Below are 15,254 nucleotides of genomic sequence, written 5' to 3' on the forward strand. Positions count from 1 at the left end.
CGCCGTGGACGGCGGGCCGTTGCGGGGTGCTGGTGGAGTGGTGCTGCTGGAGTGGTGCGGGTGGAGCGTCCGGCGGGGGCCGGAGGTCAGAGGCCGGCCGCGGCGGCACGCGCCTCGCGCCGGCGCCGCAGGAGGCTGTCAATCCCCACCGCGATGAGGATGACCGCGCCGGTGGCGAAGGAGCTCCAGTTCACCGGGATGTCGAAGTAGACGAGTCCGCTGGTCACGACGCTGAGCAGCACCGCACCGAGCATGGCGCCCACGACGGTCGCGGCACCGCCCCGCAGCGGGGTGCCACCGATGACGGCGGCGGCGATGGCCAGCAGCTCGAAGCCGCTGCCGATGTTCGGGTCACCGGAGCCGAAGTAGGCCAGGCCGAGCATGCCGGCGAGACCGGCGAGACCGCCCATGAGCATCAGCGCCTGGATGCGCACCCGGGCGAGGGAGATGCCGGAGAAGGCCGCGGCGTCGGGGTTGGAGCCGATGGAGCGGACCCGGTAGCCGAACGGTGTCGTGCGCAGGACGAACGTCAGCACGATCGCCACGACGACCAGCACCAGCACGCTCACCGGGATGCCGAACAGCCGGCCACCGAAGAACTCGAAGAAGGTGTGGTCCAGCGGCAGCCCGACGACCTGCTGCCCTTCGCTGAGCGCCAGCGACAGCCCGCGGAACATCGACAGGGTGGCCAGCGTGGCCACGATGGCCGGGATCCTGAACACCTGCACGATGGCGGCGTTGGCCAGGCCGAGCAGGGCGCCCAGCACGATGCCCGCGACGGCGGCGACCCAGGGGTTCCACCCGTCGCGCATCAGCATCGCCGAGCAGATGAGCGAGAGGCCGAAGATCGCACCCACGGAGAGGTCGATCTCGCGCATGGCGAGCAGGAAGGCGACGCCGGCCGCGAGCACGGCCACGTAGACCGACTGCTGCAGCACGTCGCGCAGCTGGCGGGGGTCCAGGAAGTCCGGGTGGATGGCGCCGATCACCAGGATCAGCACGACGGTGGCGACGAGCACGCTCGCGGACTCCATGCCGAAGGCCCGCTTGATCAGGCCGAGAGGGCCTCCGCCGGACGTCGCGCCCGGGGCGGGGTCGACGTCCTGGCGCGGCGCGTCGGTGGTACTGCTCGTCACCTGGGTGCTCCTGGGGGATCGCGCGGCGAGCCGCGTGTGAGTTCTGTCCGCCGCGCGACCGCCGGCGCTCCCCTGCCGGGGAGGGCCACCTCGCCGCACCCGCGGCGGCGGGTGGGGAGGGAGCGGATCATGCGAAGCGGGCGAACCGTATGAGGGCCGTCACACACGCGACAAGCAGGTGTTCGGTCCTTCGGAACGCGAATTCACTGGCTCGAACACTTCAGGACGCGGGGCGGTGCCCCAGGCGTCGGGAGATCTCGGCGGCGGTGCGTCGCAGCGGGGGTTCCAGCCGTCCGGCCAGCGCCTCCGCCGAGGACGACGCGACGCTCAGGTGCACCGCGATGTTCACGGCGGCCACCACCGCGCCGGTCCGGTCGCGCACGGGGGCGGCGAACGACCGCAGGCCCGGGGCCAGCTCCTCGTTGTTCACCGCGACCCCGGTGGACCGGACCTTGGCGAGCGCTGCCATCAGCTGCTCCCGGTTGGTGATCGTGTTCGGCCCGCGCCGCGCCATGTCGGTCCGGTCGAGGATCTCGCGCAAGGTCGCCGGATCCTTGTACGCGAGCATCGCCTTGCCCAGTGCCGTGCAGTACGCGGGCAGCCGGGACCCGATGTGCACGTTGAGGTCCATGGCCATGGGCGCGCGCCGCCGTCCGCTGCGCCGGCGGTCGATGTAGACGATCTCCGGTCCGTCGCAGAGCGCCATGCTGGCCGTGTACCCCGTCTCGTCGGCCAGCGCCTGCAGCGACGGGGCGGCGACGCGGGTGAGCTCCATCGAGTCGATGGCGGCGAACCCGAGGTCCACCACGCGGGGTCCCAGGTAGTACTTCTTCGTGTCGGGGTCCTGCTGGACGTAGTCGAGCTTGACCAGCGTGGCGATGTACCGGTGGGTGGTGCTCTTGGTCAGCCCGACCGCCCGCGCGAGGTCGGCGATGCCGAGGACCGGCCGGTTCCCGCTGAAGGCCGACAGGATGCTCAGCCCGCGCTCGAGGGACACCGAGAAGTCGGCCTTGGCGCCGGGCGTGGACGGCGGGCTGCTCATGCGGTCAGAATAGCGTCGATGCGTTCCACTGGGTCGAACACTGCGTTGACCGCGTCCGATGCCTCCATGACTGTTCCCCGAGGAGCCGCGCGGGCACCCGCGACTAGCGTCGGGTGCCACGGTCGTCGCACGGCAGCGCGGGCAAGGAGACGGGTTCGATGAGTCGCTCGGAGCATGCCGGGGCAGCCTGGCAGAAGCGGGACGTCACCCACTTCATCGCCGGCGCCTGGGTGGAGGCGGAATCGGGCCGCTGGTACCCCAACCACTCGCCGTGGTCGGGCGAGGTGCTGGGCAACGTGGCGGCCGGCGACGGCGAGGACACCCGCCGCGCGATCGACGCCGCGCAGGCCGCCTTCCCGGGGTGGGCGGCCGTGACACCGGCGCAGCGGCAGCGGGTCTTCCTCCGGGCCGCCGACATCATCGAGCGACGCCGCGACGAGATCCTGCTCGCGCTGGCCCTGGAGACCGGCTGCGGCATCCACTTCGGCCGCGTCCAGGTCGACTTCGCGGCAGCCCTGCTCCGCCAGGCGGCCGCCCAGGGCTACCAGCCCGCAGGGCAGCTCATGCCCTCCGACGTCCCGGGGACGCGGGCGATGGCCGTGCGCCGTCCGGTCGGCGTGGTGGCCGCCATCGCGCCGTGGAACTCCTCGCTCGTGCTCGCCGGCCGGGCGAGCATCGGTCCGCTGTCCCTCGGCAACACCGTCGTCCTCAAGCCCTCGGAGGAGTCCCCCTACACCGGCGGGGCGCTCTGGGCCGAGATCCTGCAGGAGGCCGGCCTCCCCGACGGCGCGTTCAACGTGGTCACCCACGCGCCCGGGGAGGCGGGGGCCATCGGGGACGCGATGCTCGCCCACCGGCACGTCCGGCGGCTCAACTTCACCGGCTCGACCCCCACCGGCCGTCGCCTCGCCGAGAAGGCGGGCAGCCACCTCAAGCGGACCGTGCTGCAGCTCAGCGGCCAGAACCCCTTGATCGTGCTGGCCGACGCGGACCTGGACTACGCGGTGGACGCCGCCACCTACGGCGCCTTCATCCACCAGGGCCAGGTCTGCATGTGCGCGCGCCGGATCTACGTCGAGCGCCCGCTGGCCGACCGGTTCATGGCGGCGTTCGCCGCGAAGGTGGCCCAACTGCCCACCGGCGACCCGCGGGACCCGGCAACAGTCGTCGGGCCGGTGATCAACGAGTGGGCCCTGGCGCTGCTGCAGCGCCGGGTCGACGAGGCGGTGTCGATGGGCGCGCGCGTGCTCGCCGGCGGCACCCCCGCTCCCCCGTGCTACCCGGCCACCGTGCTCACCGACGTCCCCGACGACGCCGAGCTCGCCCTCGGTGAGACGTTCGGACCGGTCGTGCTCGTGGAGGCCGTGGACTCCGCCGAGGAGGCGGTGGCCCGGGCCAACGAGAGCGACCTCGGGCTCGCGGCGTCGATCATCACCGGCAACACCTACCTCGGGCTGGAGCTCGCCCAGCGGCTGGACGCCGGCAGCGTCCACGTGAACGACCAGCCGGTGAACGACGAGCCGCACATGCCCTTCGGCGGGGTCAAGGACAGCGGCTGGGGCCGCTTCGGCCTCGGCTTCGCGGCCGAGGAGTTCAGCGACCTGCAGTGGATCACCTCGCGGGAGCAGGACCGCTCGTTCCCCTTCTGAGCCGGGCCTCACGACGGACCGGGGAACGGCCACGGCGCCGGGCCGCGCAGCGCCTCGTAGGCCGCACCCACCCGCACCACGGTCGGCTCCGACCCCGCCCGGCCGACCAGCTGCAGCCCGGTGGGGAGGCCGCCGACGAGGCCGCAGGGGACGGTCAGGGCCGGCACGCCCGCGGCGTTGAAGGCGGAGGTGAAGCCGGTGAGCATCTCCTCGATGTGCAGGTCCTCCCCGGCGACCTCGACCCGCTGGGCCCCGATCGGCGGAGCCGTCAGGGGCGTGGTCGGCGTGGCGAGCACGTCGACCTCGCCGAGGGCCGCCAGCAGCGCCGCGACGCCCTCGGCGATCACCTGCTCGGCGGCCGCGAGACGGGCCTCGGTCGGGGCCGGGCGGGAGAGGTTCTCGACCAGGTCGGGTCCGTAGTCCTCCCGGCGGGAGGGGAACGTCGCCCGGTGCACCTCCTGCGCCTCGGCCCCGACCCGCAGGAAGATCGCCGCGACCAGCGGACGCAGGTCGCCGACGTCCACCGGCCGCACGGTCGCCCCGGCGTCGGCCATCAGGTCCAGCGACGCCTGCACCGCCGCGCGGACGCCGGGATCGACCAGCTCGAAGAAGTACCGCGTCGGCACGCCCACGGTGGTGCCGCGCAGATCCGGCACGTCGGTGGCGGCCGTCCACTCCGACGTCGTCCCGGTCATGGCGTCCAGCAGCAGCGCGGCGTCGCGCACCGACCGAGTGATCGGACCGCCGTGGTCCAGGCTCGGCGCCAGCGGCAGGATCCCGTCCAGGTTCACCCGGCCGCGCGTCGGCTTGAGGCCCACGCAGCCGCACAGCGCGGCCGGGATGCGCACGCTGCCGCAGGTGTCGGTGCCCACGGCCCCGGGCGCGGTCCCGCTCACCACCGCGGCAGCCGATCCGCCGGAGGAGCCGCCGGGGATCCGGTCCCGGTCCCAGGGGTTCCGGGTCGGCCCGTAGTGCGGGTTGTTGCTCGTCCCGCCGTAGGCGTACTCGTGGGTGCTCGTCTTGCCGAGCAGCACCGTGCCCGCAGCCCGCAGGTTCTGCGCCAGGACCGCGTCCCGCCGCGGCACGTGGTCGGCCAGGATCCGGGAGCCGCCCGTCGTGCGGATGCCGGCGGTCTCGATGAGGTCCTTGAGCGCCACCGGGACGCCGTGCAGCGGGCCGCGCCGGGCGCCGCTGCGCAGTTCCTGCTCCGCCCGGACGGCGTCCTCGCGCGCCCGGTCGGCCGTGACGGTCAGGTAGGCGTTGACGCTGTCGTCCCGCTCGGCGATCGCCGCCAGGTAGGCCTCGGTGAGCTCCACGGGCGACAGCTCTCCGGCCGCCAGCCGCTCCCCCGCCTCGGCCATGGTCCAGGCCAGCGGCTCCTCGGACGTGGGTGCGCTGGGGTGGGACATCGTTCTCCTCGTCGGGCGAGCGGATGGTCGGACCTAGCGGCTGCGCGTCCGGCCCCGTCGGGGAGGTCAGGTGCGCGGCGGGTGCCCGGCCCGGTACTGCGTCGGGGTACAGCCGTAGGCGTCGCGGAAGAGCCGGGCGAAGTGCGCCTGCGAGACGAAGCCCCAGCGACTGGCGACATCCACGATGCGGTCGGTGGGCAGCGAGGACCGGGACAGGTCCCGACGGGCGTGCTCCAGGCGCTGGCCCTGGATGTACCGGGTGACCGTGGTGCCCTCGGCGGCGAAGGCCCGGTTGAGGTGCCGGGCCGTGACACCGACCGCACGCGCCACGGCGTCCGCGCACAGGGCGGGATCCCGCAGGTGGCCGTCGATGTGCGCTGTCGCCGCCCGCAGGCGCACGGCGTCCGTCGTCCCGCCGGGAGCGCCCGTCATCGCCCCGACCAGGTCCAGGACCTGATCGGCCACGGACTGCCCCGCCTGCGCCGTCCCGGACACGGCGCCCAGCAGGAGCTCACGGAGACAATGCGCCTGGCGGGCCGCCGGCCCGCGTCCCGCTCCCGAGATCGGGTGCGGGCCCTCGACGTCCACGTCCCGCTCCTGCAGCAGACCGTGCGGCACGTCGACCAGGATCTGCCGCATCGGCCCGCTGAACCCGAAGAGGTACGGGCGGTCGGTGCGGTAGACCACGACGTCGCCCGCGGCGAGCGCCAGGCAGCTGTCCGAGGAGTAGAAGAAGCCCGCCCCCTCCAACAGCACGCTCACGAAGGTGGCGTCCTTCGGTCGCGCCTCCACCAGGCCCGGGGGCCGCTCGATCACGTGCGCGTTGCCGGCGATGTCGGCGACGCGCAGCCGGCCCAGGCCCACGTTGACCTGGCGGGCGATCAGCCCCTCGGCCTCGTAGGTGCGGCAGGTCAGCCCCACCAGCGCCTCGGCGTTGTAGCGCTCCCAGAACGCGAGCCGTTCGCCCTGCTCGACGCCCAGCGTGGACACCGACGACAGCACTGCGGCAGCAGGCACGGGGACCTCCGGGAGGGTGTGAACCAGCACACGGTACCCAGAGCTCCTCGGCTGCCCCGCCGGCTCAGCGGATGAGCGTCTCGATGTAGTCGGCGCCGATGCCGACCTCGTCGTAGTGCTTCCGGCACAGCGCGAGGTAGTCGTGGACGTCGAAGTGACCGTCGCTGTTGCCGTCCTCGTCCAGCCAGATCAGCGGCCCGGTGACGACGAAGAACGCGCGCATCGGCTCGTCGGACTCGTAGGCCACCAGCGTGTGGCCCTCACCCGGGGTCTCGTAGACGAAGGACCCCTGCGTCGCCGTCCAGGGCTGCTCGAGGTAGCCCCACGTGCCGCTGATCGTGTACGCGAAGACCTCGTGCGGGTGGTAGTGGCGGTTGACCAGGCCGGCCTCCTTCGCCCAGAGGATGTCGGCCCAGCGGTTGTCGCGCGGGGAGATCCACAGCGGGCGCGAGCCGACGGTCGGGCTCAGCGGCACGTAGTAGCGCTCGTCCTCCAGCGGCGCGAACTGGTGGAAGACCTCCTGCTGCGCGTCGGGCTTCATGGAGTTCGCGATCGGCTTGAGGTCGCGCCAGAACTCGGTACCGGGCGTCTCGGGCATGGGGTCCTCCTCGGGGTCGGCGGGTGCGAGGAGAAGTGAAGACGCCCCCGGCGCCGCGGTCTTCCACCTGCGGGACACACGGCTTGCCGGATCCGGACATGCGCCCGGACGCGCCGACGCCCGGCTCCCGTGGATTCGGAGCCGGGCGTCGGGTGGGCGGGTGCCGATCGGTCAGCAGCCGGGCAGGCGCGCCGCCAGATAGGCCTCGACGGCGTCCAGGCCGACGCGCTCCTGGCTCATCGCGTCCCGCTCGCGGATGGTCACGGCCTGGTCCTCCAGGGTGTCGAAGTCGACCGTGATGCAGTACGGCGTCCCGACCTCGTCCTGACGCCGGTACCGGCGGCCGATCGCGCCGGCGTCGTCGAAGTCGACGTTCCAGTTCCGCCGCAGGGTGGCGGCCAGGTCCCGGGCCTTGGGCGACAGGTCGGCGTTGCGCGACAGCGGCAGGACGGCGGCCTTCACCGGCGCCAGCCGCGGGTCGAGCTTGAGCACCGTCCGGGTGTCGACGCCGCCCTTGGCGTTGGGCGCCTCGTCCTCGGTGTAGGCCTCGATGAGGAAGGCCATCAGCGAACGGGTGAGGCCGGCCGCCGGCTCGATGACGTAGGGCGTCCAGCGGGTGTTGCTCGCCTGGTCGAAGTAGGACAGGTCGGTGCCCGAGTGCTCGCTGTGGGTCTTCAGGTCGAAGTCGGTGCGGTTGGCGATGCCCTCGAGCTCGCCCCACTCCGAGCCCTGGAAGCCGAAGCGGTACTCGATGTCCACGGTGCGCTTCGAGTAGTGCGACAGCTTCTCCTTCGGGTGCTCGAAGTGCCGCAGGTTCGCCGGGTCGATCCCCAGCCCGGTGTACCAGGCGGTGCGCTGCTCGATCCAGTACTCGTGCCACTCCTCGTCGGTGCCCGGCTCGACGAAGAACTCCATCTCCATCTGCTCGAACTCACGCGTCCGGAAGATGAAGTTGCCCGGGGTGATCTCGTTGCGGAAGGACTTGCCGATCTGGCCGATGCCGAACGGCGGCTTCTTGCGGGCCGCGCCCATGACGTTGGCGAAGTTCACGAAGATGCCCTGGGCGGTCTCGGGGCGCAGGTAGTGCAGGCCGGACTCGTCCTCGACCGGGCCGAGGTAGGTCTTGAGCATCATGTTGAAGTCGCGCGGCTCGGTCCACGCGCCCTTCGTGCCGCAGTTCGGGCAGGTGATGTCGGCCAGGCCGTTCTCCGGCGGCCGGCCCTTCTTCTCCTCGAACGCCTCCTCCAGGTGATCGGCCCGGAAGCGCTTGTGGCAGCTCTGGCACTCCGTCAGGGGGTCGGTGAAGACGCCGACGTGCCCCGACGCCACCCAGGTCTGGCGGGGCAGGATCACCGAGGAGTCCAGGCCGACGATGTCGTCCCGGCTCTGGACGACGGTGCGCCACCACTGCTTCTTGATGTTGTCCTTGAGCTCGGTGCCCAGCGGCCCGTAGTCCCAGGCGGAGCGGGTGCCGCCGTAGATCTCCCCCGACGGGAAGACGAAGCCCCGTCGCTTGCAGAGGTTCACCACCTTGTCGAGACGGGCGGGGTCGTGCTTGGCGGTGCTCTCGCTCACGGCGGGGGGCTCCATCCGGCTGGCGGTCGGTGGTTGACCCGTCCACGGTAGTTGCCGCCCGCCGGTCGCCCTCCCCCGCCTCGACATGCCCGTACGCAGCGCCGGATCCGGCCCGTCGTGACCTAGCGTGCGTCCCCATGCCGTTCCTCAGCCGGAAGACCCCCGCCGACGAGGCGCCTGTGCTCCCCTACCACCTTGAGTCCCCCGAGGGGCTCGCCGCCCGGTGGGTGCAGTGGGTCGCCGCCGCGGGCCCGGTGAAGAACCCGGTCGAGGACGAGACCGGTGAGCACGCGGGCCTCAACCAGCCCGACGACGTCTGGTTCCTCGCCGGCACGTCGGGCAGGCGCATGGAGCGGCAGTGCGTCGTCCCGGTCGGCCGCGACCTGTTCCTGCCGGTGTTCAACTTCTGGGAGTGGCCCGCGGCTGGCCCGCCGAACGTGCTCGAGGGGCCGTCCGGCTCCCTCGTCGTGGACGGCGTGGCCATGGACCTCGACGAGATCTCGACGCCGGTGCCCTTCACCGTCGCCGGGGCCCGGCTCAACGGCGTCACCGGTCGGCGCAAGCCCGTTCCGGTCACGGTGTGGGGACTGTGGAAGCGGGTGCCGGCCCTTCCCGCGGGCGAGCACCACCTGCGGGCGGTGGGGACCGACGGGTACGGGTTCACCGTCGACGTCAGCTACCGGCTGCTCGTGACCCCCGCGCCGCAGCCGCTCTGGTGACCCCGCTCAGGCCGCGGACGGCGGGCTGAGCCCGACCGCGGACAGCGCGGTGGCGGACCGTCCGACGAGATCGGTGTCGCCGTCGATCGTGGCCCCGCGCAGCATCATGACCAGCAGCACGGCTCCCAGGACGAGCATCGCGACGACGACGGCGGCGATCCAGGGCCAGGTGCGGTACCGGCGCCGGCGTCGGGGCCGCGGACCGACGGTGACCGTCACCGGGGCCGGGGTGCCGAACTCCAGCGTGCGGTGCGGAGGCATGCGGGCGGCGGCGTCGAGCGCCACCGTGGGGTCGTCCTCGCGCACAGGGGGTGCGGTCAGGTTCCCGGCGGCCAGGTCCGCACGGACGGCACGGCCCGGCACCGGCGGCCGGGCGACCCGCATCGTGGGGTCGGCAGCCGTCGGGGGGCGCACGTCCCCGGGGTCTGCGTCGGTCATGGCACCTCCGTCGTCGGCCGGGATCCCGGCCTGGAGGGGCCTTGCCCCGGGTCGCGCCGGCTCACGCCCCGGGTGCGACCACCGTCTCCGTGAACCTCGCCACCAGGGCGTTGCGGACGGCGGCATGGCGCACGAGGAAAGCGCGCTCGTCGAGCCGCTTGCGCCGCAGCCAGCCCGTCACCTCGTCGTTGCACTTGCTGGCGTTGCAGGACCGGCAGGCCGGCGCGATGTTGTCCAGGGTGTAGCGCCCGCCGCGGGAGATGGGCAGCACGCAGTCGCGTTGCAGCGGGGTGCCGGTCACCCCGCAGTAGGCACACCCACCGCCCCAGGCCTCCGTCAGCGCCGTCCACTGCTCGGCGGTGAGGTCGTGCTCGACGCGTGCCATCCGGCTCCGGCGCTTGCGGGCGCTCCTCGCCCGGCGCGTCTGGACCACCACGGCCGCAGCGTAGAGCCGCGGGCTCAGTCGGTGAGGTAGGCGCCCGGCTCGTCGAGCGCATGGACCCAGACGGGTGCGCCGGCGATCTTGACCTCCGCAGCGGAGAGGGCGCGGCGGTAGGAGCCGACTCCGTCCCAGCGGGTGACCAGCGCCCACAGCGACGCGTCGTCCGCGGACCGCCCCAGCTCCCCGTGCAGATACCCGGGGCGGCCCGAGAGAGCGGTCAGCAGCGGCCCGACGGCAGCCGCCAGGGCCTGGCCGTCGTCGCCGTCGGCCCGGAACCGCGTCACCGCGAACACGCCGTCCTCCCGTTCCTCGTCCGGTCGGTCGCAGACGTTGCCACGTCCCTCGAGGAGCATCCGACGGCGGGCGTCAGAAGAAGTCGCAGACCGTGAGGTCCTCCTGCACGTAGACCAGCAGGGTGAACGTCTCCCCGTTCTCGAGGTCCAGCGTGAAGGCCCCGACGTCGGTGTTCGTCGTGTCGTCGTACTGGATGCTGTCGAACGTCCCGCCGGTGAAGCCGACCCCGCCGAGCACCTGCTCGTAGAAGTACCGCCCCAGCTCGTACGCCGGGTCGCCGCTCTCGACCGCCGCCGCGGTGGAGGCGTCCTGCACCTCGGCGCAGGAGAGGTCGTAGGCGGTCTGCCAGTTGCCGTCTGCGAGGGCGTCGACGAAGGCGAGGGCCACCTCGTCGGAACCGCCGAACGCGTTGCCGGCGGTGAGGGTCGGCTCCGCGACCTGCGCACCGCCGGGGAGATCACCCAGGGACTGCTCGCTGGTGGGGCTCGCCGGGCTGGACGTCGACGGGGTCCGGGACGAGGACGAGGACGACGTGCTCGCATCGGCACGGTCCTCGGTGCCGGAGTCGCCGCCGGAGAGCAGGAGGACGAGCGCGATGCCGGCACCGGACACCAGGAGCGCACCGGCGACGATCAGCCACGGCAGCAGGTTCCTCTTCGGTGGCTGCGGCTGACCGGGCGGCGGCCCGTACGGGCCCGGCTGACCGTAGGGCGGCGGCTGCCCGTAGGCCGGCGGCGGCTGACCGGGGGTCCCGTAGGGGTTGGTGGGCTCGCCGTACGGGGGGCCGTACGGACCGGGGGGCTGCGTCATGGCTCTCGGGCACTCTCTCGGACGGCGCGCGGGTGGGCGGTGCTCGCCCGGAGGATCAGCACCGTAGTCAGGAGCCGACCTGCCCGCACCGGGATACGGCTCCGGCACGCACGTTTCCCCGGACGTTTCCTCAGGCGCTGCCGAAGCGGCGCTGCCGCGAGGCGTACTCCTCGCACGCGGCCCAGAGGTGCCGGCGGTCGAAGTCGGGCCAGAGGGTGTCGAGGAAGACCAGCTCCGCGTAGGCCGACTGCCACAGCAGGAAGTTGCTCGTGCGGTTCTCCCCCGAGCTGCGCACGAACAGGTCGACGTCGGGCATGTCGGGCTCGTCGAGGAACCGGGCGATCGTCGACTCGTCGATCTTCTCCGGGTTCAGCCGGCCGGCCGCGACCTCGCGCCCGATGGCCGCCGCCGCGTCGGCGATCTCCGCCCGCCCGCCGTAGTTCACGCACATGGTCAGGGTGAGGACGTCGTTGTCGCGGGTCAGCTCCTCGGCGACCTCGAGCTCCTTGATGACGCTGCGCCACAGCCGCGGGCGGCGACCGGCCCAGCGCACCCGCACGCCGAGCTCGTGCATCTCGTCGCGCCGCCGGCGGATGACGTCGCGGTTGAAGCCCATGAGGAAGCGGACCTCGTCGGGGCTGCGCCGCCAGTTCTCGGTGGAGAAGGCGTACGCGCTGATCGAGGTGATCCCCAGCTCGATCGCCCCCTCGACGCAGTCGAACAGCGAGGACTCCCCCGCCTCGTGACCCGCGGTCCGGGGCAGGCCGCGCTGCTTCGCCCAGCGCCCGTTGCCGTCCATGACGATCGCCACGTGCTTCGGGACCTTGTCCGCCGGGATCTGCGGCGGGCGGGCACCCGACGGGTGCGGGTTGGGCGCCTTCACCTCGCGCTTCACGCGGGGCTCGCTTCCCGGCGCGGAACGGCCGACTCCGACCGGTCGACCAGGGGGAGGGACCGCAGCCCGCGCTCGAGGTGCCACTGCAGCAGCGCCGCCACCAGGCCGCTGGCCTCCCGCCGGTTGGTCCCCTGGCTGGCCTCGGCGCGCTCCCACTCGCCGGTGAGCAGCGCGTCGAGCAGCTCGACGGTCACCGGGTTGGGCATGGCCGAGCCGGTCGGGCGGCAGGCGGGGCAGACCGTGCCGCCGGCCGGGACGGAGAAGTGCCGGTGCGGGCCGGGCTCGGCGCAGCGCGCGCAGTCGGTGAGCGCCGGCTCCCAGCCCGCCACCGACATCGCGCGGAGCAGGAACGCGTCGAGGACCAGTCCGGCCGGGTGGGTGCGCTCGGCCAGCGCCCGCAGCGCCCCGACGACCAGCAGGAACAGCCGGAGCGAGGGCTCCTTCTCCTCCGACGTCAGCCGGTCGGCGGTCTCCAGCACCGCGGTGCCGGCGGTGTAGCAGGGGTAGTCGTCGACGACGTCGTTGCCGTAGGAGCGGATGGACTCCGCCTGGTTGACGATGTCGAGGTTGCGCCCCGTGTAGAACTGCAGGTCGACGTGGCTGAAGGGCTCCAGCCGGGAGCCGAACTTGCTCTTGGTGCGCCGCACGCCCTTCGCGACCGCCCGGACCTTGCCGTGCCGGCGGGTCAGCACCGTGACGATGCGGTCGGCCTCGCCCAGCTTCTGGGTGCGCAGCACGATGCCCTCGTCCCGGTACAGCGCCTTCGGGGTCGTGCTCATGGCTCGACTCCTCCGTCGTCCTCGGCGCGCATCAGTACCCCAGCCGGTTGAGCTTCTTCGGGTCGTCCTGCCACTCGCCGAGCACGGTCACGTGCAGCTCCAGGTGCACGCGGGCGCCGAGCAGCGTCTCCATGCCGGCGCGCGCCTCGCTGCCGATGGCCTTGATGATCTGCCCGCCCTTGCCCAGCAGCATCGGCTTCTGGCTGTTGCGCTCGACGTGCAGCAGGGCGTGCACCTCGACCAGCTCGCTGCCGGCCTTCTTCGGGTCGGGCCGGCGGACGATCTCCTCGACGGTCACCGCCAGCGAGTGCGGCACCTCCTGGCGCACCTTCTCCAGCGCCGCCTCGCGGACCAGCTCGGCGATCTGCCGCTCGACGTCCTCGTCGGTGGTCTGCTCCTCCGGGTAGAGCGGCGGGCCCTCCGGGAGCAGGCCGATCAGCAGGTTCTCGAGCAGCCCGACCTGGTCGCCGCTGACGGCGCTGAGCGGGACCACCTCGGCGGCCTCGACCAGCTGGCTGGCGGCGACCAGCTGCTCGGCGACCTGCTTCTTGGAGGCCACGTCGGTCTTGGTGACGACGACGACGATCGGGGCCTTCACCTCGCGCAGCTGCCGGGCGATGAACTGGTCGCCGGTGCCGACGGGCTGGTCGGCCGGGATGCAGAACACGATCACGTCGACGTCGGAGAGGGTGTCGCGGACGACGTCGTTGAGCCGCTTGCCGAGCAGGCTCTTCGGCTTGTGCAGGCCGGGGGTGTCGACGAGGACGATCTGCCCGCCCGGCTTGTGCACCACCCCGCGGATCGCGTGCCGGGTGGTCTGCGGGCGGTTGCTGACGATGCCGACCTTCTCGCCGACCAGCGCGTTGGTCAGCGTGGTCTTCCCGGCGTTGGGGCGGCCCACGAGGGCGGCGAAACCGCTGCGGTGCGGCGGCTGGTCCGGGGTGGTCACCGCTCCAGTCTCCCACCGGGGTGCGACGGCATCCGGGAGCCGGTACCGCGGGCTGGGATGATCGGGAGCATGGCGCGACAGCAGGGTGCCCCGATGCGGGCGGCCAGGGAGCGGGACCTCCACCTGGAGCAGGTCCGCGCGTACCGGTTCCTCGCCGGACAGGGGCCCAAGCGCCGGGCCACCTCCGTGCCTGCGCCGCTGCGGTACTGGCAGTACGACCTCCCGCGCGTCACGCCCGTCCTGTTCACGGTCGTGGTCGTCGTCATCTGGCTGGCCGTCTTCGCGTGGGGCGGCGGGCGGGCCGCGCTGCTGGACGAGGCGCCGCTGGCCCTGGGCCTCGGCCTGCTGGTGCTGCTGTGCAACGTCGGCCGGCTCACGATCTCGGCGCACGGCATGTCCCTGGACGTCGGCGCCACCCGCACCCCGCCGTCCGGCGTCGTCCCGCTGGTCCTCGTGCGGGGGGTGCGCCTCGGACATCCGCCGGAGGACTGGCCGACGGCGGCCCGCCGCGGCGGCTGGCTGCCCGGCCGCACCCGCGTCTCGGTCCGCCACGGCAGCGTGGACGGCGGGACCGAGGAGACCGTCACCCGGTGGGTGCGCGACCCGGATGCCTTCGCGAAGGCGCTGGGACGCCCGCTGCCGCGACCGTGACCGACGCGATCGAGCTGAGCACCGGCGACCTCCGCGCTGTCACGGCCTTCGCCGCCGGGAGCGCCCAGGACGTCCTGGCGCTCTTCGAAACGACGCACCCGGGCGACCGGCGCCCGCGCGAGGCCATCGACGCCGCGCGGGCCTTCGCCGGGGGAGGCCGGCGCGGGAAGGCGCTGCGGGACACCGCGTGGGCGGCGCTCCGGGCCGCCCGGGAGGCGGGCACCCCGGCCGCCGAGCACGCGGCGCGCTCGGCGATGGCCGCGGCCGGGGCCGCCTACCTGCACCCCTTGGCCGACGCGCACCAGGTCAAGCACATCCTGGGGGCGGCGGCCCACGCGGCGCGGGCGGCAGAGCTCACGTCCGGCGACGCCGCCGACCACCTGGCGCGCGCGTGCCGGCGGGCCACCCCGGCCGTGGTCGATGTGCTCGGGCGCTACCCCGCGGCGCCGCCCGTGGGCGGACGCGTCGGCGAGCTGATCCGGCAGCTGGACGGTGCGCTCCGCTAGACCGTGGCGCGCAGGTTCCCGTCGGGACCGGCCAGGTGCACCGGCGCCGACGGCGCGAGGTCACGGACGGCGGCCCGCCCGGCGGCGTCCACGTCGTCGCCCGTCGAGACGATCGCCGCGGCCTCCAGGCCCTCGACCCCGCTGGACACCGCGGCAGCGACCGCGGCCTGGAGCGCGGAGAGCGTCAACGACGGGAGCGACACGGTCGCGGCCAGGTAGGTGCGGCCGTCGGTGTCGCGGACGGCGGCACCCTCGGCCGCACCGGTGCGGCTCCGGGCGGACCGGGCGAGGGTGACCAGCTTCGCGTCTTCGGGATCGAGGTCGGGCGCATCCATGTCAGGCACG

The 15,254-nt window shown here is 73.4% G+C and carries 18 protein-coding genes; 4 read left to right on the plus strand and 14 right to left on the minus strand.

The features are described 5' to 3' along the window. Window positions 1-86: 86 nt before the first annotated feature. A complete protein-coding gene (locus CRP30_RS16290) occupies window positions 87-1,136 on the minus strand; it encodes an ABC transporter permease (protein ID WP_200814811.1) in 1,050 nt (349 codons plus the stop codon). A 220-nt stretch (window positions 1,137-1,356) separates the two neighbouring features. After that, window positions 1,357-2,178 carry an IclR family transcriptional regulator gene (locus tag CRP30_RS16295; protein ID WP_097185074.1) on the minus strand — a complete coding sequence of 274 codons (822 nt, stop codon included), beginning with the start codon at window positions 2,176-2,178 and terminating at the stop codon, window positions 1,357-1,359. A gap of 158 nt (window positions 2,179-2,336) precedes the next feature. On the opposite strand from CRP30_RS16295, the gene CRP30_RS16300 reads away from it, so the two are divergent. Beyond that, on the plus strand, window positions 2,337-3,827 hold the full coding sequence (locus tag CRP30_RS16300; RefSeq protein ID WP_097185346.1) for an aldehyde dehydrogenase family protein: 1,491 nt from the start codon (window positions 2,337-2,339) through the stop codon (window positions 3,825-3,827). A gap of 8 nt (window positions 3,828-3,835) precedes the next feature. Here CRP30_RS16300 and CRP30_RS16305 read toward each other — a convergent pair whose 3' ends face one another. From CRP30_RS16305 to CRP30_RS16320, 4 genes are all read right to left on the minus strand, one after another. Beyond that, window positions 3,836-5,236 carry an amidase gene (locus tag CRP30_RS16305; RefSeq protein WP_097185075.1) on the minus strand — a complete coding sequence of 467 codons (1,401 nt, stop codon included), beginning with the start codon at window positions 5,234-5,236 and terminating at the stop codon, window positions 3,836-3,838. Window positions 5,237-5,302: 66 nt separating this feature from the next. Next, window positions 5,303-6,253: an AraC family transcriptional regulator gene (locus CRP30_RS16310; RefSeq protein ID WP_159961758.1), complete on the minus strand. Its 951-nt coding sequence runs from the start codon at window positions 6,251-6,253 to the stop codon at window positions 5,303-5,305. A gap of 64 nt (window positions 6,254-6,317) precedes the next feature. Continuing rightward, entirely contained in the window at window positions 6,318-6,851 is a 534-nt protein-coding gene (locus tag CRP30_RS16315; RefSeq protein ID WP_097185077.1) for a 2,4'-dihydroxyacetophenone dioxygenase family protein, read from the minus strand. Window positions 6,852-7,022: 171 nt separating this feature from the next. Beyond that, window positions 7,023-8,426: a glycine--tRNA ligase gene (locus CRP30_RS16320; protein ID WP_235003484.1), complete on the minus strand. Its 1,404-nt coding sequence runs from the start codon at window positions 8,424-8,426 to the stop codon at window positions 7,023-7,025. Window positions 8,427-8,563: 137 nt separating this feature from the next. On the opposite strand from CRP30_RS16320, the gene CRP30_RS16325 reads away from it, so the two are divergent. Beyond that, window positions 8,564-9,145, plus strand: a complete 582-nt coding sequence (locus CRP30_RS16325; RefSeq protein ID WP_097185079.1) for a hypothetical protein — start codon at window positions 8,564-8,566, stop codon at window positions 9,143-9,145. A 6-nt stretch (window positions 9,146-9,151) separates the two neighbouring features. On the opposite strand, the gene CRP30_RS16330 is transcribed toward CRP30_RS16325, so the two are convergent. From CRP30_RS16330 to era, 7 genes are all read right to left on the minus strand, one after another. Then, entirely contained in the window at window positions 9,152-9,583 is a 432-nt protein-coding gene (locus CRP30_RS16330) for a hypothetical protein (protein WP_097185080.1), read from the minus strand. A 61-nt stretch (window positions 9,584-9,644) separates the two neighbouring features. Further along, on the minus strand, window positions 9,645-10,019 hold the full coding sequence (locus CRP30_RS16335; RefSeq protein ID WP_235003485.1) for an HNH endonuclease: 375 nt from the start codon (window positions 10,017-10,019) through the stop codon (window positions 9,645-9,647). A 23-nt stretch (window positions 10,020-10,042) separates the two neighbouring features. After that, the gene (locus tag CRP30_RS16340; RefSeq protein WP_200814812.1) at window positions 10,043-10,318 is read right to left on the minus strand and encodes an antibiotic biosynthesis monooxygenase; all 276 of its coding nucleotides are present in this window, start codon (window positions 10,316-10,318) and stop codon (window positions 10,043-10,045) included. A 73-nt stretch (window positions 10,319-10,391) separates the two neighbouring features. Beyond that, window positions 10,392-11,129 (minus strand): hypothetical protein, encoded by a 738-nt coding sequence (locus tag CRP30_RS22315; RefSeq protein ID WP_143278482.1) that lies wholly within the window; start codon window positions 11,127-11,129, stop codon window positions 10,392-10,394. 130 nt (window positions 11,130-11,259) lie between these two features. Beyond that, the gene (locus CRP30_RS16350) at window positions 11,260-12,024 is read right to left on the minus strand and encodes an isoprenyl transferase (protein WP_097185082.1); all 765 of its coding nucleotides are present in this window, start codon (window positions 12,022-12,024) and stop codon (window positions 11,260-11,262) included. After that, entirely contained in the window at window positions 12,021-12,803 is a 783-nt protein-coding gene (gene recO, locus CRP30_RS16355; RefSeq protein ID WP_097185083.1) for a DNA repair protein RecO, read from the minus strand. Before recO ends, CRP30_RS16350 begins: the two co-directional genes overlap by 4 nt. Before the next feature lie 31 nt (window positions 12,804-12,834). Continuing rightward, entirely contained in the window at window positions 12,835-13,752 is a 918-nt protein-coding gene (gene era, locus CRP30_RS16360; protein ID WP_097185084.1) for a GTPase Era, read from the minus strand. 69 nt (window positions 13,753-13,821) lie between these two features. Between era and CRP30_RS16365 the strand changes: the two genes are divergently transcribed. Both CRP30_RS16365 and CRP30_RS16370 read left to right on the plus strand, forming a co-directional pair. Beyond that, window positions 13,822-14,403, plus strand: a complete 582-nt coding sequence (locus CRP30_RS16365) for a hypothetical protein (protein WP_143278483.1) — start codon at window positions 13,822-13,824, stop codon at window positions 14,401-14,403. Continuing rightward, complete coding sequence (locus CRP30_RS16370) at window positions 14,400-14,909, plus strand: putative immunity protein (protein ID WP_097185086.1); 510 nt, start codon at window positions 14,400-14,402, stop codon at window positions 14,907-14,909. The genes CRP30_RS16365 and CRP30_RS16370 overlap by 4 nt, the downstream gene beginning before the upstream one ends. Here CRP30_RS16370 and CRP30_RS16375 read toward each other — a convergent pair. Beyond that, window positions 14,906-15,244, minus strand: coding sequence for a cytidine deaminase-like protein (locus CRP30_RS16375; protein ID WP_097185087.1), 339 nt, complete (start codon window positions 15,242-15,244; stop codon window positions 14,906-14,908). The two genes, CRP30_RS16370 and CRP30_RS16375, sit on opposite strands and share 4 nt — an antisense overlap. Between the last annotated feature and the right edge of the window lie 10 nt (window positions 15,245-15,254).

The sequence above is a fragment of the Blastococcus haudaquaticus genome (assembly GCF_900230285.1).
GTDB classification, from domain to species: Bacteria; Actinomycetota; Actinomycetes; order Mycobacteriales; family Geodermatophilaceae; genus Blastococcus_B; species Blastococcus_B haudaquaticus.

Coding starts and splice junctions, on each gene's coding strand:
- CRP30_RS16295 (WP_097185074.1), bottom strand. CDS start 2,178: ATGAGCAGCCCGCCGTCCACGCCCGGCGCCAAGGCCGACTTCTCGGTG.
- CRP30_RS16330 (WP_097185080.1), bottom strand. CDS start 9,583: ATGACCGACGCAGACCCCGGGGACGTGCGCCCCCCGACGGCTGCCGAC.
- CRP30_RS16300 (WP_097185346.1), top strand. CDS start 2,337: ATGAGTCGCTCGGAGCATGCCGGGGCAGCCTGGCAGAAGCGGGACGTC.
- CRP30_RS16315 (WP_097185077.1), bottom strand. CDS start 6,851: ATGCCCGAGACGCCCGGTACCGAGTTCTGGCGCGACCTCAAGCCGATC.
- CRP30_RS22315 (WP_143278482.1), bottom strand. CDS start 11,129: ATGACGCAGCCCCCCGGTCCGTACGGCCCCCCGTACGGCGAGCCCACC.
- recO (WP_097185083.1), bottom strand. CDS start 12,803: ATGAGCACGACCCCGAAGGCGCTGTACCGGGACGAGGGCATCGTGCTG.
- CRP30_RS16325 (WP_097185079.1), top strand. CDS start 8,564: ATGCCGTTCCTCAGCCGGAAGACCCCCGCCGACGAGGCGCCTGTGCTC.
- CRP30_RS16305 (WP_097185075.1), bottom strand. CDS start 5,236: ATGTCCCACCCCAGCGCACCCACGTCCGAGGAGCCGCTGGCCTGGACC.
- CRP30_RS16375 (WP_097185087.1), bottom strand. CDS start 15,244: ATGGATGCGCCCGACCTCGATCCCGAAGACGCGAAGCTGGTCACCCTC.
- CRP30_RS16365 (WP_143278483.1), top strand. CDS start 13,822: ATGGCGCGACAGCAGGGTGCCCCGATGCGGGCGGCCAGGGAGCGGGAC.